General features: G+C 67.3%; 20 protein-coding genes and 1 pseudogene. 4 read left to right on the top strand and 17 right to left on the bottom strand.

Features of this window, described 5'->3' with window-relative positions; all coding sequences use genetic code 11:
* Positions 1-35 precede the first annotated feature (35 nt).
* The 5 genes and pseudogenes from BO221_RS24945 to BO221_RS24965 form a co-directional block, all read right to left on the bottom strand.
* The gene (locus BO221_RS24945; RefSeq protein WP_158079906.1) at positions 36-1,847 is read right to left on the bottom strand and encodes an SH3 domain-containing protein; all 1,812 of its coding nucleotides are present in this window, start codon (positions 1,845-1,847) and stop codon (positions 36-38) included.
* A gap of 200 nt (positions 1,848-2,047) precedes the next feature.
* Positions 2,048-4,192 (bottom strand): M12 family metallo-peptidase, encoded by a 2,145-nt coding sequence (locus tag BO221_RS24950; RefSeq protein WP_083681339.1) that lies wholly within the window; start codon positions 4,190-4,192, stop codon positions 2,048-2,050.
* A 366-nt stretch (positions 4,193-4,558) separates the two neighbouring features.
* Positions 4,559-5,278 carry an alpha/beta fold hydrolase gene (locus BO221_RS56370; protein ID WP_233166267.1) on the bottom strand — a complete coding sequence of 240 codons (720 nt, stop codon included), beginning with the start codon at positions 5,276-5,278 and terminating at the stop codon, positions 4,559-4,561.
* A 27-nt stretch (positions 5,279-5,305) separates the two neighbouring features.
* Positions 5,306-6,181 (bottom strand): annotated as a pseudogene (locus BO221_RS56375) (sigma-70 family RNA polymerase sigma factor); the annotation flags it as partial.
* The gene (locus tag BO221_RS24965; protein ID WP_073563000.1) at positions 6,171-6,632 is read right to left on the bottom strand and encodes a carboxymuconolactone decarboxylase family protein; all 462 of its coding nucleotides are present in this window, start codon (positions 6,630-6,632) and stop codon (positions 6,171-6,173) included. The pseudogene BO221_RS56375 and the gene BO221_RS24965, both read right to left, overlap by 11 nt.
* Positions 6,633-6,911: 279 nt before the next feature.
* Between BO221_RS24965 and BO221_RS24970 the strand changes: the two genes are divergently transcribed.
* On the top strand, positions 6,912-11,738 hold the full coding sequence (locus BO221_RS24970; RefSeq protein WP_073563001.1) for a chitobiase/beta-hexosaminidase C-terminal domain-containing protein: 4,827 nt from the start codon (positions 6,912-6,914) through the stop codon (positions 11,736-11,738).
* A gap of 33 nt (positions 11,739-11,771) precedes the next feature.
* Here the strand turns inward: BO221_RS24970 and BO221_RS24975 are convergent, their stop codons facing one another.
* From BO221_RS24975 to BO221_RS24990, 4 genes are all read right to left on the bottom strand, one after another.
* Positions 11,772-12,584 (bottom strand): hypothetical protein, encoded by an 813-nt coding sequence (locus BO221_RS24975; protein WP_073563002.1) that lies wholly within the window; start codon positions 12,582-12,584, stop codon positions 11,772-11,774.
* An 80-nt stretch (positions 12,585-12,664) separates the two neighbouring features.
* Positions 12,665-13,462 carry a hypothetical protein gene (locus tag BO221_RS24980; RefSeq protein ID WP_073563003.1) on the bottom strand — a complete coding sequence of 266 codons (798 nt, stop codon included), beginning with the start codon at positions 13,460-13,462 and terminating at the stop codon, positions 12,665-12,667.
* Positions 13,463-13,599: 137 nt separating this feature from the next.
* Positions 13,600-14,118 carry a hypothetical protein gene (locus tag BO221_RS24985; protein ID WP_073563004.1) on the bottom strand — a complete coding sequence of 173 codons (519 nt, stop codon included), beginning with the start codon at positions 14,116-14,118 and terminating at the stop codon, positions 13,600-13,602.
* 13 nt (positions 14,119-14,131) lie between these two features.
* Positions 14,132-15,031, bottom strand: a complete 900-nt coding sequence (locus tag BO221_RS24990) for a LysR family transcriptional regulator (protein WP_073563005.1) — start codon at positions 15,029-15,031, stop codon at positions 14,132-14,134.
* 104 nt (positions 15,032-15,135) lie between these two features.
* Between BO221_RS24990 and BO221_RS24995 the strand changes: the two genes are divergently transcribed.
* Positions 15,136-15,750, top strand: coding sequence for a glutathione S-transferase family protein (locus BO221_RS24995; RefSeq protein ID WP_073563006.1), 615 nt, complete (start codon positions 15,136-15,138; stop codon positions 15,748-15,750).
* Between the two features lie 149 nt (positions 15,751-15,899).
* On the opposite strand, the gene BO221_RS25000 is transcribed toward BO221_RS24995, so the two are convergent.
* The gene (locus BO221_RS25000; protein ID WP_233166248.1) at positions 15,900-17,789 is read right to left on the bottom strand and encodes an amidohydrolase; all 1,890 of its coding nucleotides are present in this window, start codon (positions 17,787-17,789) and stop codon (positions 15,900-15,902) included.
* Between the two features lie 330 nt (positions 17,790-18,119).
* The gene (locus BO221_RS25005) at positions 18,120-18,578 is read right to left on the bottom strand and encodes an isochorismatase family protein (protein ID WP_255408490.1); all 459 of its coding nucleotides are present in this window, start codon (positions 18,576-18,578) and stop codon (positions 18,120-18,122) included.
* Positions 18,579-18,825: 247 nt separating this feature from the next.
* Between BO221_RS25005 and BO221_RS25010 the strand changes: the two genes are divergently transcribed.
* Positions 18,826-19,260 carry an Lrp/AsnC family transcriptional regulator gene (locus tag BO221_RS25010; protein ID WP_073563008.1) on the top strand — a complete coding sequence of 145 codons (435 nt, stop codon included), beginning with the start codon at positions 18,826-18,828 and terminating at the stop codon, positions 19,258-19,260.
* Positions 19,261-19,284: 24 nt separating this feature from the next.
* Here the strand turns inward: BO221_RS25010 and BO221_RS25015 are convergent, their stop codons facing one another.
* From BO221_RS25015 to BO221_RS25040, 6 genes are read right to left on the bottom strand one after another with little or no spacing between them, the layout of a single operon-like run.
* Positions 19,285-20,739: a DHA2 family efflux MFS transporter permease subunit gene (locus BO221_RS25015; protein ID WP_073563009.1), complete on the bottom strand. Its 1,455-nt coding sequence runs from the start codon at positions 20,737-20,739 to the stop codon at positions 19,285-19,287.
* 13 nt (positions 20,740-20,752) lie between these two features.
* Positions 20,753-22,000 (bottom strand): cytochrome P450, encoded by a 1,248-nt coding sequence (locus BO221_RS25020; RefSeq protein ID WP_073563010.1) that lies wholly within the window; start codon positions 21,998-22,000, stop codon positions 20,753-20,755.
* A 51-nt stretch (positions 22,001-22,051) separates the two neighbouring features.
* Positions 22,052-22,378, bottom strand: coding sequence for a 2Fe-2S iron-sulfur cluster-binding protein (locus BO221_RS25025; RefSeq protein ID WP_073563011.1), 327 nt, complete (start codon positions 22,376-22,378; stop codon positions 22,052-22,054).
* 29 nt (positions 22,379-22,407) lie between these two features.
* Positions 22,408-23,652, bottom strand: a complete 1,245-nt coding sequence (locus BO221_RS25030) for an NAD(P)/FAD-dependent oxidoreductase (protein ID WP_073563012.1) — start codon at positions 23,650-23,652, stop codon at positions 22,408-22,410.
* A gap of 24 nt (positions 23,653-23,676) precedes the next feature.
* Positions 23,677-24,321, bottom strand: a complete 645-nt coding sequence (locus tag BO221_RS25035) for a TetR/AcrR family transcriptional regulator (RefSeq protein ID WP_073563013.1) — start codon at positions 24,319-24,321, stop codon at positions 23,677-23,679.
* Positions 24,318-25,079 (bottom strand): Coq4 family protein, encoded by a 762-nt coding sequence (locus BO221_RS25040; protein WP_083681343.1) that lies wholly within the window; start codon positions 25,077-25,079, stop codon positions 24,318-24,320. The genes BO221_RS25035 and BO221_RS25040 overlap by 4 nt, the downstream gene beginning before the upstream one ends.
* A gap of 259 nt (positions 25,080-25,338) precedes the next feature.
* On the opposite strand from BO221_RS25040, the gene BO221_RS25045 reads away from it, so the two are divergent.
* Complete coding sequence (locus BO221_RS25045; RefSeq protein WP_073563014.1) at positions 25,339-25,629, top strand: DUF2277 domain-containing protein; 291 nt, start codon at positions 25,339-25,341, stop codon at positions 25,627-25,629.
* Positions 25,630-25,715 lie beyond the last annotated feature (86 nt).

The raw sequence follows: 25,715 nt of genomic DNA on the forward strand, positions 1-25,715 counted from the left end.
CACAGCCGGGTCCGCGTGGACGGGCCGCTGTCGCGCTACTTCATGCGCACGGTGACGGTATTGGTGGCGGTGTTGAGCGTGAGGAAGCCCTTCTGGAACTCACTCTCGCGGCCACCCGTGACGGCGTACTCGCCCTTCACCGGGTAGCCCAGCGCGCTGCGCTCCCAGCCCAGCGACTCCCACTTCGCCCGGATGGCGCCGAGCACCTCGTGCGCTCCCGTCGCGGGCGTCCAGTAGATGCTGCCATTCTGGAAGTGGTTGAAGCGCCCCACCCCGTCCGGCGTCTTCGTCTCGTCCGTCAGCGGGTAGCCCAGCACTCCCGCTTCACGCCCCAACGCAATCCACCGGGCGTTGATGTCGCCAATCACCTCGCGCGCACCCGTCGCCGGCGTGAAGTAGATGCTGCCGCGCTGGAAGTGGTTGTAGCGGCCCACCCCGTCCGGAGCCCCCTGCTCGTCCGTCACCGGGTAACCCAGGTTGCTCTTCTCCCAGCCCAACTCCGCCCACTTCGCCTTGATGAGGCCACGCACCTCGTACGCGCCCGTCTCTTGCGTCCAGTAGATGCTGCCATTCTGGAAGTGATTGAAGCGCCCCGCCCCGTCCGGCGTCTTCGTCTCGTCCGTCAGCGGGTAGCCCAGCTGGCTCCGCTCCCAGCCCAGCGCCTTCCACTTCGTGTGGATGTCGCCAATCACCTCGTGCGCCCCCGTCGCCTCGGTCCAGTAGATGCTTCCACGCTCGAAGTGGTTGTAGCGGCCCACTCCGTCCGGGGTCACCATCTCATTGGTGAGGGGATAACCCAGATAGCTCGTCTCCCAACCGAGCTGCTCCCACTTGATGCGGATCTGTCCGTACACCGCCCAGGCGCCCGTCGTCGGCGTCCAGTAGATGCTGCCATTCTGGAAGTGATTGAAGCGGCCCCGCCCATCCGGTGTCGCCAGCTCGCTCGTCGTGCACCGCCCGAGGATTCCTCCGGCTCCGCCCAGCGCGTTGTAGCGCACGAGGATCTCTCCCCCCACCGTGCACGTACTCTGCATGTTGTCACGGCCGATGGCCTTGTAGGCGCTGCCCGCGGTGCGGATGCCGTAGACACAGCCTTCCGCGCAGCCGCGGCACTCGTAGGCATAGAAGCTGCCCCACGGATCGTTCTTCTCGTAGATGAAGATGTGGCCGCCGCCATCGTTGTAGACCATGGAGTCGGCCCGCTGGATGCTGCCGCGCGCCACGTTGTGCCAACCGTGGTACTCGTTGTCGAAGTGGACGGTGCTGTAGGGGTGGGAGCCGAGCGAGACCGGCTGGTTGGTGCCAGGCACCACCCACACCTTGGCAACGTAGCCGGAGCAGTCGGCACCGTAGGAACCCGAGTGGGAGCAATTGCCGCAGTTGCCCGTGCAGGAGCCCCTGTTGCTGGCGGTGGCGCCGGACTCGACCCACCTGCCGCCGCCCCACCAGTAGGAGAAGCCAACACCCGTCCTGGCGCGGGCAATGGCATCGTCGCGCGTGTTGGCGTAGCTCAGCCCGCTCTGGAGCGAGCCCACGCTCGCGCGCAGCCAGGCCCCGTAGGCCCAGCCCTCGAAGCCCCCGAAGCGCACCTTGTAGAAGCCGTTGTCGGGGCAGGACCCGGCGGCCGCGGACACCTCCGCGCCCTCGGACAGGGTGAGGAGGATGGGCGACTCCGTGGAGGGACCCTGACGCAGGTTCAGCGGGGCCGCCGTCTCCAGCCGCGCCTGCGCGGAGACACAATCACGCAGGGAATGCCCGGCGGCGGGGACGGTCTCGTCGGCCCCCTGCAGCGGCGCGTTGTCCACTGCCTCGCCACGTGTGCCGCTACACCCCGCGGTCAGTGACAAGACACATCCCAATACGGCCAGACGTAGGTACACGGTTTCTCTCCTCGGAATTGGGTGACCCGATCCGAGGACACCGAGGAACCGTGCCCATCCAAAGAAAATGCGATGAAACCGGTCTTGCGCCATGGCTGTATGTTTCCAGGGTGAGGATTTCTCCTCACCCTGCCGCCAGGGGCTCCGGGCGCATCATGGTGTGAGCTTCACTGTGTGAGTTTCACCATGTTCACCCAGGGGCGGCTCCACCGCGCGCCCGAGGGAGTGGTGATGTTCATCGTCGCCAGGCCGCTGGTCCCCCCCGTGGGGATCTGCAACGACAACGTGCCCGCGTTCCTCGAGCTCGGAGGCCCGACGTAGGTGCAGCCCGGGCACAGACCGGGGCCACTCATCCAGCTCAGATTCATGCTCACCGCCGAACCGGGCGCGGTGCTGCCCAGCACCCAGCGCGGCTGTGAGCCTTCGTAGAACGTCACCGTCGCGCCGTAGAACCCGGACTGCTCCTGGAGTTGCAGGCCCCAGCCCGAGAGCGACGGCTCGTACCAGGAGCCGGAGCGGCCTGCTCCGCCAGCGAGGTACGTGAAGGGCTCGCTGCCCGAGATGCCATTCACCGTGTACGAGAACGTCGCCGAGGTGGCCGACTGGAAGCTCATGCTCAGCCAGCCGGCCACGGAGGAGGATGCCGACGAGCCATTCCACGTCGAGAAGTAGAGCGGCGCCGACCACACGCCGTTGCTCAGGGTAGCGAGGCCGGAGCTGTACCAGACCGGCGCGCCGCTCGAGGTGTACGTGTACCAGGCGACCGTGTACTGGCCGTCAGCCGTGCGGAAGAGGTCGATGCCGTTACCGGAACGCGCGGGGTTGTACCAGGCACCCGTCTGGGGCGTGATGTTCACGTTCCCCACGGTGACCGACTTCGTGATCGTCGACTCACGGCCGAGCGGGTCGCGCACGCGCAGCGTCACCGGGTACACGCCAGCGCGAGGGAAGGTGACGGTCGGAGACGGACCCACGCTGCTGCTCGTGCCCGCGGGGAAGGTCCAGAACACGCCGAGCACCGGCTGGCCGGTCGATGACCCGGCGTTGAATGTGCAGCGCAGGGTGCTGGAGCTGCACGACCACGTGAAGTTCGCCTGGGGGGGCGGCCACTGAACGGTCACCGGCACCGACCACTGACCTTCCTGCCCATTGTTGTCGGTGGCGCGCGCGACGATGCGGCGGCCGGTGCCCGGCTGCAGCGTGGCGGTGATCGATGCGCCGGTGCCGAGATACGCACCGCTCTCGGTGTACCAACGGATGCGCGTGCTGAGGTTGCCGTTCTCGGCGTCGATCGCGGCGCCAGTGAGCGTGACCACGTTGGGGACGCTCGCATGGCGCGTGGGCGAGGTGATGCGCACCTGCGGCACGGCGCCCGGTGCCGTCGCGCGGAAGTTGGCGAACACGGGGGTCTGCTCTCTCGCCACACGCGCGTTGTCGTGCATCGCATCGCCCGTGGGGTAGCCGTTGACGATGACCGACGGCCCCGAGAAGTAGGGCGTACGTCCGCAGACCGCCTCCACGCCCGCTGCGCCGCGGGGACAGAGGTCGTAGCTCATCACCGTCGCCGCCCTGCCACCCGGCATGGAGGGCGCCGGGTACGCGGCCCCCGCTGCCCAGGGGAAGAGAGGAGGGTCCTCTCCGGACTCCTGGATCTCGGCGGTGCTGTGGAACATGCCGAAGTTGTGGCCGAGCTCGTGCGCGAACGTGAAATCGCCCAGACCGCAGTTGAAGCGCTGCACGGAGAACGCACGGGTGTTGAAGGGCAACCCGTCCAGGGCGTTGGTGCCATCCCTCTTGATGCGGTTGGCCACGCCACATGCGAATGGCCGCACAGGAGACGCCGGAAACGGCAGGAAGAGCACCGCCATGTCCGCGCCCGCGGCGTTGCGAAGTTCGTTCGCCTCCTGTGATTGCAAGTTGAACCAGCGAAGCGCGGCCTCCTCGCGCTTTTCGTATTGCACACCGTTCTCGGTGACGATCGTCCCCGCTGAAGGCTGCACTCCTGTCAGCGGGCCCATGTAGACGAGGCGGTACTGCGCGCTGACGCCGCTGTTGACGAAGATGGAGTTCGCGGTGGAGATCGACTGACGGATCGAGTTCTGAAGAGCGATCTCCTCGGTGGGCCTGGAGAGAAACTCCTCGGTGTAGAAGGCCGCGACGTCGATGGTCGTCATCGCTTGCAGTGCCGCAGCCGCCCGCGGCAACGCCTCGGGAAGACTCGCCCCTCGTTCCTCATGGAAGGACGCGGGTTCCTCCCCGCATGCGGCGAGGATGGCGAGAACGACGACTGAGCGCAGCAACACGAGCCTCATCAATGACCCCCTGTTTCGGCGGATGAAAGGGGGCCGAGTCTAGGAGGGAGGGTTGGAGCCAGAGGGGTGAGGAGAACCCTGACGAGAGTTCGTCAGGCTGGGTTCCGGCCGGAGGAGAGGCCGTACAACCCCCTGGAGGCACATCCCCATGCCTGGCCTCTCCCACCTGGGACATTTCGTCACCGCGCGCCGGGCTTCCTGACAATCCGCCAGGGAAAGGCTCGCCCTCTCCGCGAGTCCTCGAAGCGAGCAGACACACGGCACGCGGATTGAATCCTCTCTCCAAAAAGGAGAGGGGCATGAAGCACCCAAGGAAACCGCTGACCAAGGCCGTCTGCCGCGAAGCCGGGAAGTAACCCCCACCGCTCAGAGGAACTGGAGGATGGCCCGGCCGAAGCCTTCGGGGTCCTCCTCGCTGAACCCGTGCCCCGAGCCGGGCACGGTGACGACGGGAATCCCGGCGGCCGCCACCTGACGTGCCGTCTCGTGCGTGGCCTCGTCGCTGCGCCCGCCGAGGATGTAGCCCTTGCGCTCGAGCGGCAGGGCAACGAAGCGCGCCAGCATGTTCGCCCCGTGGTGCACGAGCGACACGGAGCTCCGGTGGAACGCGAGCGGATCCGCCTGCCGCAGTCCCTCACGGTACGAGGCGGAGGAGTACTGGCGAATCCATCCCTCCCAGCGGTGGAGGAACACGTCCACCGGCGTGGCGGCGGCCCGCGCACTGCCCGTGGCGTCCTCGGGCCTCAGGTTCGGCTCGGCGAGCACGAGCGCCTGGAGCGGACGGTGGTCACGCAGGAGGCACTCGGCGAGCAGCACCGCCAGCGTGCCGCCCATGCTGTGCCCCACCAGGACGAGCGGACCCGGCTCCGAGCCGAGCCGTGCGGCCAGGAGCTCCGCCTGGTCTCGCAGGTCGTAGCTGAAGTCCGCCGGGCGCTCGCTCTGGCCGAAGCCCACGAGGTCCACCCAGAGGCTCGCGTGCCCCTGGAGCGCCGGGCCACGCACGACGGGAGGCCAATCCAGGCTTCCAGCACAGCCGAGCCCATGCACATAGACGAGGAGCGGACCCCGCCCCGCTGTGCGGCCCATCGCCAGCCGGGGAGCTCCAGGAGATGCCGAAGGCGTGTCCTCATGCAAGGACTTGAGGAGCGCGCGCAGCTTGTCGGGGTTGCGCGTGATGTAGATGGCGACGATCCGGCCCTCCTCGATGGCCAGCGCCGTGCTCTGCCACACGCCATCGGCCTCGACGGTCACGAAGCCGGGCAGCCCGTCGATCTTCCCCTCGTACACGATGCGGGAGGCATTGGGGCCCGTGCGCTGCAGCAGCCCCGTGACGAAGCGCAGGTTCTTTTCCAATCCGTAGATGGGATTGAGGGCCGCCTTCGCCTTGCCGCCGCCGTCGGAGTACATGACCACGTCCTGGGCGAGCAGCGCCTGGAGCGCGCCCAGGTCTCCGCTCCGGGTCGCGGTGAAGAACGCCGAGGCCAGCTCGCGGCCCTGGTCTTCCGTCACGGGAAAACGGGGCCGGGCCTCGCGCACGTGGCCACGCGCCCGGCTGGCGAGCTGCCGGCAGGCGGCAGGATCGCGGTCGATGGCCCGGGCCACCTCGTCGAAGTCCAAACCGAATACGTCGTGGAGCAGGAAGGCGGCCCGCTCCAGGGGTGACAGGCGCTCCAGGGCCATCATCAGGGTCAGCGTCAAGTCATCACCCTCCATGGGCTCGACGATGGGCTCGGGCAGCCACGTGCCCATGTATTGCTCGCGCCGGACGCGGGCGGACTTCAGGATGTCCAGGCACAGGCGCGTCACCGTGCGCACGAGCACGGCGCCAGCGTCCCGCACGGCGGCCCGGTCCGTCTGGTGCCAGCGCAGGTAGGCGTCCTGCACCACGTCCTCCGCTTCCGCGGCACTCCCCAGCATCCGGTAGGCGATGCGGAGCAGGCGCGGGCGGAGTGGATCGAAGGTACTCGTGGGACTGTCTTCAGGCGGCATCACTGCGCGAAGCTACCGGATGAATGCTCCGGAAGCCGATGGCAATCCGGTTCCAGGCGTTGATGGTGGTGATGGCCAGGGTCAGCTTCACCACCTCCTCCTGGGAGAAGTGCGCCTGGAGCGCCTCGTAGTCCGCGTCCGGCGCGTGGGTCTGGGAGACGAGCGTCAGGGCCTCGGTCCAGCGAAGGGCCGCCCGCTCGCGCTCCGTGTAGAGGGGCGACTCCCGCCAACCATTCAACAGGTAGATGCGCTCCTCGGTCTCTCCGTGCGCGCGGGCGTCACGGGTATGCATGTGGATGCAGAAAGCGCATCCGTTGATCTGCGAGGCGCGGATCTTCACCAGCTCCAGGAGGCTCTTCTCGAGCCCACTGCCCTCGACCTTCTCGCTCAGGGAAATCATGGCCTTCACCAGGTCCGGCGCGGCCGTGTAGGGATTCAACCTCGGGTTCATGTGCGGCTCCATTCCGGGCGAAAAACACCTGCCCGCCCCCAGGACGAAACACCCCGGCCGGCTGTGACATGGCCGCCTCACGATGATTTTTCCGGCTCATCCGCCAGGCCCCGCCGTGGGGGGCGGGTTCTATTCCCGCCCGGACGGGATGGGGTACGGATGGCCTGGGTGACGCGACACGCCATCCAGCACCGGCTCCGCCGAGCAGTGGGAACTTGCGACGAAGTGTCAGCCAGTGAAAGGCTGCGCGCGCCGTAAAAATCCGCTCCCGGAGTATCGATGGTCCCCACGCATTCCTGGCCGAGCCGACTCGTTCTGGCGCTGCTCGCGCTCCAGTTCGCGAGCGCATGCAACCCTCCCACGACGCCCCCTTCCGGCAACACGGATACGGCGCCGCCGTCGACGCGGGCCAACCCGCTGGGAGGCAACTTCACCGCAAGTGTCACGGTGACGCTCACGTGCGACGACGGCATGGGCAGCGGCTGCGCGGCCACCTACTACACCACCGATGGCTCCCAGCCCTCGGCGAGCTCGCCCCGCTACACCAACCCGGTGGCCCTCTCCCAGAGCACCACCCTGAAGTTCTTCTCGGTGGACACGGCGGGCAACGCGGAAGCGCACCAGACGCAGAACTACGTGGTGGACGTGCAGCCCCCCACCACCGTGGCCTCGCCGGCCGGCGGCATCATCAACTCCGCGCGAAGCGTGGCGCTGCTGTGCTCGGACCCGGAGGGCAGCGGGTGCGCGGCCACGTACTACACCACCGACGGCAGCACGCCCACGACGGGCTCTCCGCGCTACAGCGCGCCCCTCTCCATCTCCGCCACCACCACGCTGCGCTTCTTCTCCGTGGACCAGGTGGGCAACACCGAGGCCGTGCGCACCGAGCGCTACACGCTCGACACCGCCGCGCCCACCGTGACGGCATCCCTGGCCTCGGGCAACTACAACACGCCCCAGACGGTCACCCTCTCGTGCAATGACGGCCTGGGCTCGGGCTGCGACGCCATCCACTACACCACCGATGGCTCGGTGCCCTCGGCCAGCTCCCCGGCGTACTCGACGCCCCTCGCGCTGAACACCACCACGCTGCTGCGCTTCTTCGCCACGGATCTGGCGGGCAATGCTTCGCCGGTGGTGACGATGGAGTACATCATCGACCCGGCCGGGCCGGCCACCGCGGCCACGCCCCCGGGCGGCATCTACAACAAGACGCAGTCGGTGGCGCTCACGTGCGACGACGGAGCGGGCAGCGGCTGCGCGGCCATCTACTACACGCTCGACGGCACGCCGCCCACCACGGGCTCGACGCGCTACACCGCGGCCATCCTCATCACCGCCAGCACCACGCTGAGGTTCTACTCCGTGGACAAAGCCGGCAACGCGGGCCCGACGGTCACCGAGCAGTACACGCTCGACTTCACCGCGCCCGTCACCAGCGCCAGCCCGCGCGGAGGCAACCACGCGGGCGCGCTGGACGTGACGCTCGGCTGCAGCGACGGCACGGGCAGCGGCTGCGCGGCCACGTACTACACCACCGACGGCAGCGTCCCCACGCGGAGCTCGGCGCGCTACACCGGCCCGCTGCACCTCGTCGTCAACACCACGCTGCGCTTCTTCTCCGAGGACAAGGCGGGCAACCTGGAGTCCGCGCGCACCGAGGTCTACAACCTCGATGCCGAGGCGCCCCGCACCACGGCCACTCCGGCCGGTGGCCTGTACAACGCCAACCAGAACGTGGTGCTCACCTGCGGCGACGGCGTGGGCAGTGGCTGCACCGCGACGCACTACACCTTCGACGGCAGCACGCCGACGACGGGCTCGCCGCGCTACACCGGCCCCATCCTGCTCACCGGCAACACCACGCTGAAGTTCTTCTCCGTGGACGCGGCCAACAACGCCGAGCCCGTGCGCACGGAGACGTACGTCATCGACACGGTGCCACCCACCACCACGGCCGCCCCGAAGCCGGGAATCTACGGCAACACGCAGAGCGTGACGCTCGCCTGCGACGATGGCACGGGCAGCGGCTGCAACGAGACGCGCTACACCACGGACGGCACCGCGCCCACCTCCAGCTCGCCGCTCTACACCGGTCCCATCTCCATCGCCGCCACCGCCACGCTGCGCTACTTCTCCACGGACAAGGCCGGCAACAAGGAGCCCGTGCATGTGGGGCTCTACACCATCGACAAGGTGGCGCCCACGGTGTCCGCCACGCCCGCGGGCGGCCTCTACCGCACCGCCCAGAGCGTCACGCTCACCTGCGCCGATGACACCGGCGGCGCCGGCTGCTCCGCCATCCACTACACCACCGATGGCAGCGCGCCCACGACGGGCTCGGCCACGTACGGCACACCGCTGTCCATCACCGCCACCACCACGCTCAAGTTCCTCGCGGTGGACAAGGTGGGCAACGTGAGCGGCGCCCGCTCCGAGACCTATACGCTCGACGAGGTGGCCCCCACCACCACGGCCATCAAATCCGGCGGCGCCTACCCGGACACGCAGACCGTCTCGCTCGTGTGCAACGACGGGAGCGGCAGCGGCTGTGTCGCCACGTACTTCACGCTCGACGGCAGCACGCCCTCGAGCACCCCCTCCTCGAAATACACCGCGCCCTTCTCCATCAGCGCCAACACCACGCTGAAGTTCTTCTCCGTGGACGCGGCCGGTAACGAGGAGTCCACTCGGACGGAGACGTACATCATCGACCGGGTGAAGCCCACGGTGGCCGCGAGCCCCACGGGAGGCATCTCCGCCAGCGCGCGCAGCGTCACCCTCACCTGCACGGATGAAGCCGGTGGCAGCGGCTGCGACTCCATCCACTACACCACCGATGGAAGCACGCCCACGACGAGCTCGGCCGCGTACACCAGCGCCCTCACCGTGTCGGCCAACACGACGCTCAAGTTCCTCGCGGTAGACAATGCGGGCAACGAAAGCAGCATCCAGACCGAGACGTACGTCATCGACCCGGTGGCGCCCACCACCACGGCGAGCCCCATGGGTGGCACCTACCGCAGCTCGCAGACCATCACCCTCACCTGCTCCGATGGCACGGGCACCGGGTGCGCGGACACCTATTACACCACCGATGGCAGCGCGCCGACGACGGGCTCGCCGCGCTACACCGGCCCCTTCTCCCTCTCCAGCACCACCACGCTGAAGTTCTTCTCCGTGGACAAGGCCGGCAACGCCGAAGCCGTGCGGACCGAGACGTACACCTTCGAGCTCGACACGGTGCCGCCCACCACCTCGGCTTCTCCGGTGGGTGGCACGTACGACTCCGCGCAGACCATCACCCTCGCCTGCTCCGATGACGCGGGCGGCAGCGGTTGCGAGGCCACGTACTACACGCTCGATGGCAGCACGCCGACACCAGCCTCGGCGCGCTACACCGGTCCCTTCTCCCTCTCCAGCAACACCACGCTGCGCTTCTTCTCCGTGGACAAGGCCGGCAACACCGAAGCCGCGCGGACCGAGACGTACTCGTTCGGTCCGTCCCCCGCCGACATCTCGGCGCAGATCGCCTCCGTGCGCGCGCAACTGGATGGCCCCATCAGCACGGTCATCGACTCCGCGCTCGTCACCTACACGAAGCCGCTCACCGGTACCGCCACGAATGATCCGGCGGGCTTCTTCCTCCAGGCGGAGAAGAACGGCCCGGCGATCTTCGTCGCCATCGACCCGTTCATGCTCACCCCCCCGCTCCAGGTGGGCGATCGCGTGTACCTGCGCGCCACCGAGAAGAAGACGGTGAACGGGCTGGTGCAGGTGAGCCAGGTGGACCCCAGCAGTTTCTTCCTGCTCAGCGAGGGCACGCCGGTGGAGTTCCTCCGCAACGACGTGAGCACCGTCGACCTGGCGGCCAACTACGGCGCGGACCACGAGAGCGAGCTCATCTCCATCAGCGGCACCGTGGCCGGCCCCTTCGCCCCGGGCGGAACGGGCAACGTCTCGGCGTACTTCGTGACCGTGGGCAATCCCATCACCCACAACAACCTCAGGCTGCGCATGACCACCACGCTGCAGGACTCGCTCGACGTGGCGCAGAACTGCTCCATCACCGTGAGGTCTCCGCTGTGGCGCTTCGTCAATGGAGGCACCACGCAGGCCCAGCCCTCCGTCTGGGCGGCCGAGGACATCAGCGTCCTGTCGTGCCCGGCGCCCAAGGTGGTGAGCGCGCTGCCCGCCACCCCCACCCAGCTCGTGGTGACCTTCGACCGGCGCATCGACCCGGCCAGCGTGCTCGCCAACGGCAGCCAGTTCACCTTCACGAACGGCCTGAGCGCTTCCGCGGCCACCGTGTCCGGACGTGAGGTGCGGCTGACCACTGTCTTCCAGTCGAGTGGGACGAGCTACCAGGTCACGGCGGCCACCAGCTTGAAGGACACCTACGGCAAGGCCCTGGACTCCACCGCCACCACCGCCACCTTCATCGGCTACCAGACCACCGCCGTGCTTCTCCTCAATGAGGTGAACCCCAGCCTCTCGGGAGGCCGGGACCTCATCGAGCTGCTCGCGGTGTCGGGTGGCAGCGTGAACCAGATCACCGTGGTGGCCGATGGCTCCCCCGCGCAGGTGCTGGCCACGCTGCCCAACGTGACGGTGGCGGCGGGTGACATCATCGTGGTGCACCTCGCCCCGTCGGCGACGTTCGATGCGCCCGCCTCGGAGACGCTCGGCAAGAGCGAGTTCCCCAAGGCCATGTACGGCACCAACTACGACACGGCCTGGGACTTCCGGGGTGGCAGCACGGGCCTCTCATTCGCGAACCGTGTGCTCCGGGTGAAGGACGCCCTGGGCAATACCCAGGACGCGGTTCCCTTCGTGGCCACCATCGGCACACCTTCCAGCATCTTCCTGGGTCAGCTCCAGGCCATCCAGGCCGAGGGGCTCTGGCTGCCAGCGGACTGCACCGGCGCCCTCTGCACTTACGACACCTACCCCACCGCCGTGGATGTGTCGGTGAACTGGACGCTCATCGGTAGCAGCAGCACTTCCGCCACCTCGGTGCAGCGCCTGGGCGGAGGGTTCGACACGAACATGTACAGCGATTGGTACTCCCCGGGCACCTCGTCGTTCGGGTTGCCCAATCCGTAGTCCACCGCACGGCCCGAGGGAGGAACAGGATGCTCACGCTCCCCCGTTTCTCCCTCGGAGCGAGTGCACGCTTCCAAGCGGCTCACGGCCGCGTCTGTTCAGCCCAAGGCCCGCGAAACACAGGACGCTGCCCAGGAGCAGGGGCAGAAGCGCCATGAGGCACCCGTCCCAGAGCACTTCCACGGCGACACGCTGGTGGAAGTTGTCGGCATCGATGAAGGCGGGAGAGTAGACGGGCACCAGGAACAGGACGGGCAGCACATGGGCCGTCACCCCGGGAATCACCCACCAGCGGCTCCCCATCCGGCTCAGGAAGAACAGCAGGGAGCCCAGCAGCAGCGTGAGGAAGCCCACCTCGACGAGGACGTACAGCGGCAGCCAGTGGCTCGCGAAGGACACCGGCCGGTCCGCGAGGAAGGACGGGTCCACGTCCGCGTCCGTCAAGGGACGTCCGAGCTCCTTCTCCAGGGACGCCCTGTCGAGGCGGTGCTCGGAGCAGGCGGAGCTCCAATTGGCGGCGACCAGGCCATACCTCCTTCCCGCCCAGGTCACCCCCCCCGCCCGCTCGGAGCCCTCGGCCTCCGGTAGCAGGTAGAAGACCGTGCGCAGCACGACGGTGTCCGCATCCATCCGCACGAGTGCTGCACCCGGGCGCCTATCCCACGGGAAGGAGGACAGGAGCGCGGCGGCCTCCGGAGCCGTCGGCGCCCGGAGGGGATGGTAGGCATCGTACGCCGTCCGTGCCCCCTCCCAGCGCAGTGGCACGAGCGCGGCGACAAACAGGAGGGCCACCGGGAAGGCCAGCAGGAGGGCGCGCCGTAGCGGGAGTCGTCGTTTCAGGAGCATGGGCGGCGGCAAGTCTACCGCCAAGGCGCACACATCCAGAATGCCCGTGCGAGCGCCTACCGGAACAGTCGCTCAGGGACTCACTCCTCCCCGGCCTCCGGCTTCACCATCCGCTCGCCGTGGAGTGCTTTGGTTGCCTCGTAGAACCTCTCGATCTCCTCCGGCTCCAGTCCGCATTCGTCGGCGACTTCCTTCAGCGTCGGCAGGCGGAACAACTTCGTGAAGGCCCTGTCCACCTGATTCATGCGCTCGATGTCCTTCATGCTCAGCCGGATGCGAGGTGCGTTCGGGACATCGAGGAGCTGCTCCACGAAGGAGGAACTCCTGGCGAAGCGCTCATCCGGATCCGTCACCTTCTCCACCTTCAAATCCAGCCAAGCCTCGAGCCAGCGATCCAACCCGGATTGCGCCTCTCCGATGACCTCCGACAATGCGTCATCCAGCCTCGAGAGTTCCTCCGCACGCATGGTGGGATGGGCACGCGCGCAGATCTCCATGGCCGCGGACAGCGCGGGCAGCTCCATCAAGGGGCTGATGCGAAACTGGTCGATCATCCAATCCCGGACGTGGACATTCAAAACGTCGGTTCCATTCCAGTTGTCGGTCGCGTAGCCATTTCCAAACCACTGGCTGTGTCCCCCGTTGTGCACCTGGGACAGGTAGCGGAACACCAGCTCCGTGAGCGGTGCGGCCTCCCCGTATTCCTGGCCGAAGCGCTTCAGGGCCTTCAGCCCCTTCGCCGGCAGGCCCCACGCCCGTGCCTGGTCTCCGTAGAGCAGGGACAGGAGCGAGGACGGCTCGAGGGTCCGCGTCCCCTCGATCCATCGCTGCTCCAGAAGCAACCGCCGCAGGTTCTCGAGAGTCGATTCTGGATTCATCTCCACACTCTTGCAGTGACGAGGTCTGCGTCAACATCCTGCGCAACTGCCGCGAGGCCATGGCCCCCACGGGCGTGTCTTCATCATCGGCACGGTCATTCCCTCGTGCTCGCATCACGAACCGGAAGAGACAGGCTTTAACGGACGAACACGGGGGCGGACAGCTCGACGGTATAGGGCACCGCCGCCTCGCTCCCGGGCCGGATCCGCACGAGGAACGGGCCGCCGTGGCTGGCCCGCATGAGGCGCACCTCGCCCGGCGTGCGTTGAGCGAGATCTCCGGGCGCGTCCAGGGACAGGGGGACGCCCTCCGCGTCCAGGAGGTCGACCTCCAGCGCTCCCCGGGCCGCCTCCCAGCGCACACTCACCCCGGCCGGGTGGCAGCAGTCCGCATAGGCATACAGCCAGTCCGTATCCCCCGGACAGGCCACCTGGCCGTCGAGCTTCAACGGTCCATGGCCGAAGATGTGCGACAGGGGTGGGGTGGCCAGCGCCTGTTCCCGCGTGTCATCGTCTTCCCGCGCATCATCGGTACAGGCCGCGAGGGGAGGCCGGCAGCTCGTGCCCACCAGGACCCCGAGCCCCAGCCATGCGCAACACAGGAGCCCGCGCGTGAAGGTCACCGGGAGGGCCGACGCCGCCATCTTGGAGATCATGGCAGCCATCCTCTCACGAACGCTTTCGCCGCGAGCCGCTGTGGAGTGGCAGCACCGGCTCGGCCAGCGTTGCCAATGCATCCACGAAGAGCCGGACCTTGGCCGGAAGATTCAGCCGGCTCGGGTAGACGGCGTGGATGGCCCGCAGCATCGCGGGCCTGGGACCGAAGAGCACCTTGAGCCGGCCGTCCCGGACCGCGTCCCGGCAGAGGATGGCCGGCACACGCGCGATGCCGACCCCGGCGATGGCCGCCTCGCACGCGAACTCGAGGTCGTTCACTGTCAGGACCGGCTCGATTCGCGACTTCAACCCCTCCGCCTCCCACGTCTCGAACGCACTGAAGCCAATACAGCGCGCGGAGCGGAGTTCGCGGGCACTCGGCGTGCCGTACTTTGACAGGAAGCGGGGGCTCGCCACGAAGTGGACCGGCCCCTCGCCGAGCTTTCGCGCCACGAGTGACGAATCGTCGAGCGGGCCGATGTGAATCGCGACATCCAGCCCCTCTTCGATGAGGTGGACACGGCGATCCGCCAGCACCAATTCCACCTGCGCCCGGGGATGGCGGGTGAGGAACTCCGAGATCACGGGTGTCAGGTAACGCCGCCCGTAGAGCACCGGCGAGGAAACCCGCAGCAGGCCGACGGGCTCCGCCTGACGCTGTTGCACTTCATTGTTCGCCTCTTCGATCTGCGCGGCGATGGCGGCGCAACGCTCGTAGTACGTCACTCCAGCCCCGGTGACCCGCACGCGCCGTGTCGTTCGCTCCAGAAGCCGCACGCCGAGCCGCTCTTCCAGCTTGCTGATGCGCTCGCTGATGGTCTGCTTGGTGATGCCGAGCTGGCGCGCGGCCCGGGTGAAGCTCTCCTCACGAACGACCGCGGCGAAGAGCATCATGTCGGCGGGTGAGATCATGACTGTCAAGCCTAGCCTGACAATGCGTCCATCCGCCGCCATATTGTCCGGGCCCCCCGGCCGTCGCATGTTGGCGCCTCCCGCCCACCGCAGGAGCGCAACACATGAAGCTCTACTTTGCCCCTCGAACCCGAGCGACGCGTGCCCGATGGCTGCTGGAGGAGCTCGGAGTGCCCTACGAGCTGGTCAGGCTCGATCTCGCCCGACAGGAGAACACCACCCCCGCCTACCTGGCGGTGCATCCGCTGGGCGAGCTCCCCTCCCTGGTGGACGGAGACGTCACGCTGCTCGAGTCCCTGGCCATCTGCCTCTATCTGGCCGACCGCTTCCCGGAGAAGCATCTGGCGCCGCCAATGGACTCCGCGGAGCGCGGCCCCTACTACCACTGGATGGCCTTCGCCGAGGTGAGCCTCGATCCCGTGGTGCTGGCGTTCTACTGGCACGCCCGGCCGTCCGAGGAGCAGAAGCCTGGCCCGCACTCGGAAGAAGAGCTCGCGAAGCACAGGACCCGCCTCGGGACCATGCTCGATACCATCCTGAGGGGCCTCGGAGACCGGGAGTTCCTCGTGGGAGGGGCGTTCACCGCCGCCGATGTGGTGATGGTGTCCATCCTCCACCTGGCCCACACGCTCGGACTGCTCGACGGGCATCCGCGGCTGGTGGAATACGTCAGGCGCCACGCACAACGTCCGGCCGTGCGGAAGGCCGTCTCGGGGTGAGGCACGGTGACGCGCCGGCCCCAGGAGGAGGCGCGCCAGGAACCATGAGGCAGCCCTCCACCCGCCGGCATCGGGCGTACAGCGCCTCTCGGCTGGAGCGGGGCGAGCGGTCACGCCCAGCCGAGAGGAAGGAGCATCACGGGAACAGCTCAGTCATTGCCCACGGTGGGCTTGCCGTTCAGGTACGTCTGAATCACCTTGATCTGGCTGATCTTCGTCGGGTCGCCCTTCTTGGACTCGTCGTAATCGAGAGGATTGGCCCCCAGCACGACGAAGTCCGCCACCTTGCGCGGCTCGATGCTGCCCACCCACTGGTCGATCTCGTGCTGACGGGCCGGCTCCACCGTGACTGCCCGCAGTGCCTGCTCGACTGACACCTTATGCTCGGCCCCGAGCACGTAGCTGTGCTTGAAATGAGGATAGGCCCACGTACGCCGCGTGACGGCCTGCTCCACGAACCAGAGCGGGCGGGACGGAGTCACCATCGAGTCGCTGTGGAGCGAGAACGGGACGCCATACTTGAGATCAAACGCCGTCGGGTCGATGTTTCTCGCGGTCTTTTCTCCCAACATGTGGTGGAAGGCGTCGCCCCAGTACGCCACATGGCCGATGAGGTGCGTCACCCGCGCGTCCAGTGCCGGCACCGTCTTTCCGCCTGGCGTCACGTAGGTGCCTTCACGCATCTTGCCGATGTCCTGGGAGATCGAGTCCTCCCCCACCGTGTTGTGGATGAACAGCACCCGATGGGGGTTCACCGCCTCCAGTTGGAGATGGTTGAACGTCTCGATGGCCCACTTGTTCGCCCTGTTCCCGTTGGCATGCAGTTGGAAACGCCAGGCCTTCGTATTCCAGAGCGGCCTCAACGCCTTGATGATATCCGTTGAATCATCGAAGTCGGCCTTGCCCTCTTTCGCGTCCGAGCAGTGCCCGGTCGTCAGATACTGATAGGGGCTCTCGAGCGACGCGGTGCAGCCCTGCGTCGAGCCGTCCACCCAGAGCTTGATGCCGCCAGCGCCCAGCCACTTCGGCAGCCTGCACTGCGGATCCTTGCTCGGATCGCAGGCCGGTCCCGTCGGCTGGATCTTCTCACTGGACGCGCTGTCGTAGGTCACGACGCCCGTGATTCGCAGCGGGAAGTTCTTCTGCTCCGCGAGGAACTTCACGGTCTGGATCTGTGCCTTGCCCGCCAGTCCCCCATCCGCGATGGTCGTGAGCCCGGCGCGGCGCAGATCCTGGATGGTGTTCCGGATGTCCTTCTCGTAGTTCTCGACGAGCTGGATCGGATTCGTGTGCATCAGCCCCAGCGGCAGACTCTTTTCCATCGCGAGCATGAACGGCTTGAAGGCGGGAGACTCCTCGAGCAACCCGGTGAATTGCCCGTTCTGCGAGACCCACCTTCCGCCCTTGATCCCGTCCGCGACAGTCTTGCACTTCGCGTCGCACGCATCCCGGCTATCCGTGGCGCTGCACCCGCAGACGGCATTGAACGCCTTCTGGTTCACGTAGGCCAGGTGACCAGACTGGTCCAGGATGAGCACCGGACGGTCCTTGCTCACACAGGCATCGAGAAAGAGCTTCGGCTGATCCATGAAGTTCACATCCCCGAGATCGCCGCACTTTCCCTTGATGAAATGCTGACGCGACGGGTCCAGGTTCATGCCCAGAATGAACTCCTTGCTGCCGCCCTTGCCGGGAGGGCTCTTCGTCATCGACTGGAGCGCGCCCAGCAGATCGCCATGGGAAGCGCAGTACTCGGGGGTGTTGGTGTCGTACGGTGGAGGCAGGCAGGGCGCCAGGTTGTGTGTCCCCAGCAGGCCCTGGATCAGCGTCGGCAGCAGGTGCATGTGCGGATCGATGAACCCCGGCATCAGCACCTGCTGTGGCTCCAGGCGGATGGTCTCCACGCCAGCGCCAAGTCCATCCATCACGTCCTTCTCGGTTCCCACTTTCACGATGCGGCCGAGCTCATCCACGGAGACGGCCTCGGCGATCGTCCCCTTGTCATCCATGGTGAGAATCTTGCCGACAAAGACAGTCATGCCAGTCCCGCCAGTACCCCCTCCACCCTTGGTCGTACAGGACGCCAGGAGCGTGAGTGCCGCGAAAGCGGCGAAGGAACGAGGAAGGACGTAGCGGAGGAACCGCAACTCTCGGTGCAGGGATCGGTTCATGGGTCTCCAGAAAGGGTTGCTTCCTACTACTCGAATCGCATGCACCGGGGCGAATGGAAAATCAGAGAAATGATTGCGTCTCGGGATTGACGCGTCAATGACGGGGCTGACGCGTCAATGGCAGGATTGACACGTCGGCCTTCGAGGGGATCTTCCTGCAAGTCTTCGGAGCCGCGGAAGCCACTCACCGGGCGCGTTTCAGGCCGCCCGCGCCGCGAGCGCCCGCAGCACGTCCGCGGTGTCCACTACGCGGCCGAACTCGGTCGCCAGGGTGGCCAGATGCACGCGGTGCATGGTGTCCGCGTCGAACGAGGTGCCATCGGGTGCCCGTTGTGCCCATGTGTGGCAGGCATCACCCACCACCACCAGCTCGAAGCCGAGGTTGGCCGCCATGCGCGCGGTGGTGGAGACGCACATGTCCGTGGCGATTCCAAAGAGAACGACCTGCCGCACGCCGGCCGCATGCAGGCGCGCCTCCAGGTCGGTGCCAATGAAGGCGCTGTTCACGCTCTTGGTGATCAGCGGCTCGCCGGCGAGCGGCTCGAAGCCCGGCTTGAGCGCGTTGCCCGGCTGCCCCGGCCGCAGCAGCGAGGTGGGCGAGGAACTGTCATGGCGCACGATGACGAGCGGCCGCCCGGAGCGCCGCCAGGCCGCCAGGAGCTAGAGCGCGTGCGCCTCCATGTGGGGGTTGTTCCGCGGGCCCCAGGAAGGGTCGTCGAAGCCCCGCTGTACGTCGATGGAGATGAGCGCTGTGCGGTCGTGGAGTTCCATGTGCTTGCTCCCGTGAGGGGTGAAACGGCACCCTAGGGAGGGCAGCCGCCGGCCGATAGGTGGCGGAGTGCCGCTCCACCGGCGAAGTGCCGGTAGGGCACCGGGGATGGGCCCTCGGGAGGAGGCGACGGGTATGGCGCTGGACGAGCTGGACGGGCGGATCCTCGCCCTGTTGGAGGCCAACGGTCGAGAGTCCGCCACCAAGCTGGCGGCGAAGGTGGGCCTCTCGCGCTCCGCGGTCCAGGAGCGGGTGGCCCGGCTCGAGCGAGACGGCATCATCCAGGGCTACACCATCCGGAGGGGAAGCGGCGGGCCACCCACCGGAGTGGAGGCCTATCTCTTCGTACGGCTGGAGGGGCACGCATGCCCCCGTGTGGCCCCCCAGGTGCGCGAGCTACCGGAAGTGCTCAGCATCGAGTCGCTCGCCGGAGAGCTCGACATGATCATCCGCGCGCGCGTCCCCGACATGACGGCCCTGAACACCTTGCGCGAACGTGTGGCCCATCTCCCCGAGGTGCGCGCCGTCACCACGGCCCCGGTGCTCGCCGTGCACCTGGACCGGCGCTGATGCCCCAGAGAGGGGACATCCTCGCTAGCGTGCTTCCACGGCGGCCTGGAGCCGCACCGGCTGCTTGCGGATGCCGAGGCTGAGAGGCACGGCCACCAGGGCGATGGCCGTGGCCACCAGATACACGTCGTTGATGCCCTCCACGAACGAGAACAACTCGATGTGACGGCGCTCCGTCACCCCCTGCCGCACGAGCACCTCCGCCTCCCGCGCGGTGAAGGTGGACAGGAGCGACGTGAAGATGGCGATCGAGAACGCTCCGAACACGTTGCGCAGCCAGTTGCTGATGGAGGAGGCGTGGCCACTCAGCTCGCGTGAAATCTGCTCCATGCCCGCGTTGCTGGCCGGCATCATCGCGAGGGCGATTCCCACGTTCCGCACCACCATCCACACCAACATGTAGGCGTGGGAAGTCTCCGGTGTCAGCCGGCTCAAGGCATACGTGCCTCCCGCGATCATCAGCACGCCCACCGTCATGAGCGCGCTCGGTCCAATCGGGCCATACAGGCGCCCGACCACGGGCATGAGGAGTGCCATGGCCAGGGAGGCCGGAAGGAGGATCAATCCCGTCGCCAGCGGCGTCACGCCCTGGATCTGCTGCAGGAACAGCGGCACGAGGAACGCGCCCGAATACAGGCTGATGGTGATGATGCTCGAGATGAGCAGCGTCACCACATAGCGGCCGTTCGTGAGCACCCGCAAGTCGAGCAGCGGAGCGCTCGTCCTCAACTCCCGGGTGACGAAGGCGACCAGCGACAGCGTCCCGAGCAGGAACAGGGACACGGTCTTCACATCCATCCATCCCCACGCCCGCCCCTGGCTCAGGGCGATCAGCAGCGACAGGGTGCCGGTGATGACGGTGAGCAGTCCGGGGAGATCGAACGCCTTGGGGACCTGCAGGCGGTAGAAGGGAATGGTCCGCACGGCCATGCCCACGGCGACGAGGCCGAGCGGAACGTTGAAGAAGAACAACCACCGCCAGTTGCCCAGGGTGATCAACCAGCCCGCGAAGGTCGGCCCGAACGCGGGAGCGAGGCTCGAGGCCAGGCTCCAGAGGCTCGCGGCCAGCGCCTGCTTTTCCCGTGGGACGAGCTGGTAGATGAGCGTCATCGTCACCGGCATGATGGCGCCGCAGAACGCGCCCTGCAGGAAACGGAAGGCCACCAGCGAGCGCGTGTCCCAGGCCAACCCACACAGCACGGACGTCAGGATGAAGCCCACCAGGCTGCCCACGTACACCCATTTGAAGCTGAAGCGCCCGCCCAGGTAGCCGGTGAGCGGCGCGCTCGTGCCCATCGCGAGCATGAAGCCCGTCAGCGTCCACTGCAGCAGCGACAACTCGGAACCGAAGTGCCGCTGCAGCTCGGGAAGGGCGATGGTGATCGTGCTGGAGCTCAGCACGGACATGAACGACCCGATGAACAGGGCGAACATGAACGGCCAGAAACGGGTAGCCCTGGGTTCTTCGGGTGGATGCATGGGTTCCTGGTGATTACCAGATCAGCGGCAGGCTCGTGATCGCCAGGTTGAAACCGCCCATGAACCTCGGCGGCGCCTGGGGATCCAGCCGGAACGGCGGTACGCGCTTCAACCACTCCTCGTAAAACACCTTCATCTCCAGGCGGGCCAGGTTCAGCCCGACGCACCGGTGCGGACCCGTGTTGAACGTCTGGTGCGGGTCCTTCCGGCCCAGGATGAACTGCTCGGGGTTGGGGAACGCCGCGTCGTCGTAATTGGCCGCGGGCAGGAGCAGCAACACCATGTCGCCCTGCTTGAACTGGACGCCATGGCAGACCTCGTCGCGCATCACCCGCCGGGGCGTGGACGCGATGCCATAGAGCCGCAGCAGCTCCTCGATGGCTCCGGGAATGAGGCCAGGCTCGGTCCGGAGCTTCGCCTGCAACTCCTGATCGCGCGCCAGGTGCCGGACACCGAAGCTCAAGGCGTTCACCACGGTCTCCAGCCCCCCGAGGAACAGGGTGATGCTGTAGCCCAGCATCTCCTGGAACGTGGGGTTGCGGCCCTGGATGTTCGCGTCGAGCAGCTTGCTGATCAGATCATCCTCGCGCTTCTCCTGCCGGGCCTTGATGACCTCCGCCAGGATTCCCGCGATGCGCTTGAAGGTCATCTCGCGGGTCGCGGCATCCACCGTGGCGGACGTCGCCTGCGTGGCCAGGTCACGGAATTCCGCCAGACGGCCGGTCGGCATGCCGGCCAGCTTCATGAACAACGTGACGGGCAGCGGCTCGGCGATCTCCGAGAAGAAGTCGCAGCGCCCCGCGGCGAGCACCTTGTCGATGAGCTCGTTCGTCATGTCCCGGATCGCCGTCTCGAGTCCGGCGAGGGTCTTGGCCGCCAGCGGCTGGTTGAGCGGTGCCCGGTACGCCGTGTGCTGCGGCGGATCCGTCGCGATGGGCAGCATCACGAACCCCTGCTGCTCCTTGTGGCCCCCGGCGTGGTCCCCCTTGTGCTCCCCCGAGGCCGCGGCGGCGAGGAAGCTGTTGCTGTAGACCTCCGGGTTCATCGTGATGTCCACGATGGCCTTCTTCCGGGTCACGAACCACATGCCCCCATTGAACGGGGAGAAGAAGATGGGCGGAGCCTCGCGGATGAGCGAGCGCATCCGGGCGTGCGGATCCTCCAGCATCCGAGGATCCCTGGCGTTGTCGTACTCGTAGACCAGCTCCGGCGGGACGTGCGCGGGAATCTTGTCCAACTTCTGTCCGCTAAAGGCGCTCATGTTCGAACTCTCGGGGTGTTGGAGGAAGAAACGCGGGGACCTGTCCGGTCCTCACTCGCTCGTCTGCGAGACGGGGAGACGGACCACCAGCCCATCCAGCGCGGGCGTCACCTTGAGCTGACAGGTCAGCCGGCTGTTGGGTTGCACGTGGTAGGCGCAGGAGATCATCCCCTCCTCCGCCGCATCCGGCGCGGGGAGCTTCGTCATCCAGGCCTCGTCCACGTAGCCGTGGCAGGTCGCGCAGCTGGCGAAACCGCCGCACTCGGCGACGATTCCCGGCACGAGGTTGTCCATCGCCGCCTGCATGACGGACTGGCCCTCCTGCGCCTCGACCTGGATCTCCTTCCCGTCCGCCTCGATGAATGTGATCTTCGCCATGTTGGATTCCTTCCGGGTGTTGTCTGTCTTCAGGCAGCGAAGCTGTTGAGCGGAACGGCCGCATCGCCCAGGCGGGTGGCGTCCACCTCCACCCGGCTCGACACCAGCCGCTTCGCGGCCATGAACTCCGCGGGCCGGCCGATGACGTCCGCGGCAATGACCCGTCTGTCCTTGAGGTAGAAGGCCGAGAACTCCTTGCCCTCGGCGGAGCCCCGCGTGACGCACTGCTCGTAGCCAGTGGAGAGCCCCACCATCTGCAGCTTCAAGCCGTACTGATCCGACCAGAACCAGGGAATGGCGGCATACGGCTCCCGCTTGCCCATCAACGTGGCCACCGCGACACGCGCATGCTCGATGGCATTGGGCACGGACTCGAGCCGGATGCGTCCACCCGTGTAGCTGCTGGGCTGATTCGCGCAGTCCCCGACGGCGAGGATGTCCGGATCGGCCGTACAGGCGTACTCGTCCACGACGATGCCATTGTCGACGGCCAGGCCCGCCGCGGAAGCCAGCTCCGTGTTGGGAATGAGGCCGATTCCCACCAGCACCAGGCCGGCCTCGAGCAACTCCGGTACGCCGTCACACGCGAGGCTCACCCCGCGCACCTGGCGCCGCGCCTCGTCGAGCTCCAGGCCCCGCACCTCGCACGCGAGCCGGAATTGTACGCCCCGCTCGCGGTGGAGCCGCTCGATGAACGAGGACACCTCCGGCCCCGTCACGCGGGAGAGCAGGCGAGGCGCCGCCTCGAGCAGCGTCACCTGGAGCCCGAGCTGTACGGCCACCGCCGCGACCTCGAGACCCACGTAGCCGCCACCGATGATGACCAGCTTGCTGCCGGGAACGAACCGCCCACGCATCGCCTCCACGTCGGAGATGGAGCGCAGGGCGAAGAGGTTCTCGGGCCGGGCCCCTTCCAGCCCGGGAAGATTCAACGGACGCGCCCGGCCTCCCGTGGCCAGCACGAGCTTGTCGTAACCGAGCCGGCTCCCATCCCCGAGGGAGATCTCCCGCGAGGAGCGGTGGATGGCCTCGACGCGCGTGCCGGTCTTCAACTCGATCTCGAAGCGCTCATAGGTCGCCAGCGGCTTGAGGTAGAGGTCGCTCAGCGCCACCTTCCCCTGCAGGAACCCCTTCGAGAGCGGAGGCCGCTGGTAGGGAGGATGCGCCTCGTCTCCCAGCAGGAGGACACGCCCCTTGTAGCCCTGCTTCCGCAAGCCGGAGGCCAGCTCGCCACCGGCCTGGCCGGCACCCACGATGACGATGCGCTCTTCCATTGCCACGATGTTCCTCCAGCGAGGTCACCGGCGTGCGGTGACAGGGGCCAGCCACAATCCGACGATCGCGTCGACCAGCCCGGAAGCGGTGGACTCCCAGGTCGAGCGGGGTGCCGCGGTCCCCGCATGCAGCGCGCGTTCCCGCTCGGCGCACATGTGAACGATCAGCAACCGGCACATGTCTCCACGCTCCTGCCTCACATCCTCGGGGAGACGCGGAAGCAGCCGGAAGACGCCTTCGATGGTCTCCTGCATCGAGCGCGAGGACGCCGCCTCGCTGCTCACCAGCTTCCGCAAGGAGGGATGGGTCATGATCTGGGCGAGGAACCGCGCGTACCAGGAGGGGCTGCCCAGCGAGGCGAGGTGCTCGACGTTGGGCCGCACGAGGCAGGACATCCAGTCGCGCAGATCCGGCGAGCCGGTGATCTCCGCGAGCATCCCGGTCCGCCGCCGCTCGATCGGCTCGGCGTGCCGGCGCACGATGGCCACCACGAGGTCATCCTTGGTGCCGAAGTGATAGCCCACCGCGAAGTTGTTCGACTGGCCCGCCGCCTCGCTCACCTGGCGGTTGGAGACCGCCTCCACCCCGTGCTCCGCGAACAACCGCTCCGCGGTGACGAGGAGCAGCTCGCGGGTCTCGCTGCTCCGGTCCGACTTGCCCGAGCTCAATGCAGTGGCTCCACGCGGGCGCACAACCGCTCGCGCAGCGTGGCCACGGGCGTCTCCCAGTGGTGCTCGAACCAGAAGTCGAGGAACAGCTTGGACGCACGGCCCCGGTGGTAGGCGGCCCACACGCGCCGCAGGTACTCGGAGCGCGCCACGCCGGACTGCGGCTGCTTGAGTTGTCCCAACGTGCCCATCGTCAGGATGAGCCTCGCGGTGTGGATACCCAGGTTGCCCAGGACGTACGCCTGCAACTCCATCTCGCCCACCACATCCGTGGCGTAGCCCGTCAGCAGGTGCAACACGTCGTGCGTCTCGCGGTAGCGCTTGCCGATGTAGTCGATGTCGTTCTTGATCTTCAGCGTCGTCTCGAACGGGAAGATCTTGTTGTCGCGGTAGTAGCGCGCGTACTCACGGCCGAGCGTTCCCTCCGGAAGGCGCTCGAGCGCGTTCAGATCCAGGTCCTTGGCCTCGAGAGAGGGGCGCTCGGACAGCATGCGGCGCCCGTCCTCGCTGCGCTGGAGCCGCTGGACGAGCGTGGCGTAGACGTTGAGGTCCAGGCAGATGTTGAGCGTCTGGCCGTAGTCGGGATTGCCCTCGTTGCCTGGAATCACCTTCAGGATCCGGGTCGCCATGTGCAGGCGGGTGAACAGGGAGGCGTTCTCGGGCAGGACCAGGGTCTTGGGGTCGATCGGAGGCTTTGGCGGGGGGGGAGCGCGGAACGGCTCATCCAGGACCTGCGCGCGGTCGTCGGCACTCAGCATGACCTCATGACCTCCGGGGGGTGGTGGCTCGTCCTCGAGCCCATGCGAAGAGAATTAAGTCAGTCGACTGATGAAGTCAACCGACTTAAATCCATGCCTGGGCCTCGGGCTGCCCGGCGGTGCGGTGACGGGGCTGCCGAGCCTCGGGGGCATGCCCGGGAGGCGAGTCTGGAGCGAGCGGAGATGAGCCAGGGATGACCCCGTCGCGCTGGCCCTCGTTGCGCTTATCCTCCACACAGATCGAGCAATGGAGGCAGCCATGTGCCGGAGCATCAAGACGCTGTTCAACTTCGAGCCGCCCGCCACGGAAGATGAGATCCGTGCGGCTGCCTTGCAGTTCGTGCGCAAGCTGAGCGGCTTCAACAAGCCCTCCCAGGCCAACGAAGAGGCCTTCACGAAGGCCGTGGATGACGTCACGGCCGCCGCCCGCGTGCTGCTCGACTCCCTGTCCACGACGGCCCAGCCGCGAGACCGCGAGGTCGAGGCCCACAAAGCGCGCGAGCGCTCGCGTCTGCGCTTCAAGCCACGGCCGGCAGGTAGAGCGAGCTGATTACCGCTCCGGCAGCGGAATGCGGAGTGGAGAGCACCCGGGGAATTTCCCGCTCGCCTCCATGAGCGCGTCCCGGGAAGACTCGG

The sequence above is a fragment of the Archangium sp. Cb G35 genome, from assembly GCF_001896145.1.
Taxonomy (GTDB): domain Bacteria; phylum Myxococcota; class Myxococcia; order Myxococcales; family Myxococcaceae; genus Archangium; species Archangium violaceum.

Excerpts from the sequence above, each read along its gene's own strand:
- BO221_RS24950 (WP_083681339.1), bottom strand. The coding sequence starts at position 4,192 with ATGAGGCTCGTGTTGCTGCGCTCAGTCGTCGTTCTCGCCATCCTCGCC.
- BO221_RS56370 (WP_233166267.1), bottom strand. The coding sequence starts at position 5,278 with ATGGGCCGCACAGCGGGGCGGGGTCCGCTCCTCGTCTATGTGCATGGG.
- BO221_RS24965 (WP_073563000.1), bottom strand. The coding sequence starts at position 6,632 with ATGAACCCGAGGTTGAATCCCTACACGGCCGCGCCGGACCTGGTGAAG.
- BO221_RS24970 (WP_073563001.1), top strand. The coding sequence starts at position 6,912 with ATGGTCCCCACGCATTCCTGGCCGAGCCGACTCGTTCTGGCGCTGCTC.
- BO221_RS24975 (WP_073563002.1), bottom strand. The coding sequence starts at position 12,584 with ATGCTCCTGAAACGACGACTCCCGCTACGGCGCGCCCTCCTGCTGGCC.
- BO221_RS24980 (WP_073563003.1), bottom strand. The coding sequence starts at position 13,462 with ATGAATCCAGAATCGACTCTCGAGAACCTGCGGCGGTTGCTTCTGGAG.
- BO221_RS24985 (WP_073563004.1), bottom strand. The coding sequence starts at position 14,118 with ATGATCTCCAAGATGGCGGCGTCGGCCCTCCCGGTGACCTTCACGCGC.
- BO221_RS24990 (WP_073563005.1), bottom strand. The coding sequence starts at position 15,031 with ATGATCTCACCCGCCGACATGATGCTCTTCGCCGCGGTCGTTCGTGAG.
- BO221_RS24995 (WP_073563006.1), top strand. The coding sequence starts at position 15,136 with ATGAAGCTCTACTTTGCCCCTCGAACCCGAGCGACGCGTGCCCGATGG.
- BO221_RS25000 (WP_233166248.1), bottom strand. The coding sequence starts at position 17,789 with ATGACTGTCTTTGTCGGCAAGATTCTCACCATGGATGACAAGGGGACG.
- BO221_RS25010 (WP_073563008.1), top strand. The coding sequence starts at position 18,826 with ATGGCGCTGGACGAGCTGGACGGGCGGATCCTCGCCCTGTTGGAGGCC.
- BO221_RS25015 (WP_073563009.1), bottom strand. The coding sequence starts at position 20,739 with ATGCATCCACCCGAAGAACCCAGGGCTACCCGTTTCTGGCCGTTCATG.
- BO221_RS25020 (WP_073563010.1), bottom strand. The coding sequence starts at position 22,000 with ATGAGCGCCTTTAGCGGACAGAAGTTGGACAAGATTCCCGCGCACGTC.
- BO221_RS25025 (WP_073563011.1), bottom strand. The coding sequence starts at position 22,378 with ATGGCGAAGATCACATTCATCGAGGCGGACGGGAAGGAGATCCAGGTC.
- BO221_RS25030 (WP_073563012.1), bottom strand. The coding sequence starts at position 23,652 with ATGGAAGAGCGCATCGTCATCGTGGGTGCCGGCCAGGCCGGTGGCGAG.
- BO221_RS25040 (WP_083681343.1), bottom strand. The coding sequence starts at position 25,079 with ATGCTGAGTGCCGACGACCGCGCGCAGGTCCTGGATGAGCCGTTCCGC.
- BO221_RS25045 (WP_073563014.1), top strand. The coding sequence starts at position 25,339 with ATGTGCCGGAGCATCAAGACGCTGTTCAACTTCGAGCCGCCCGCCACG.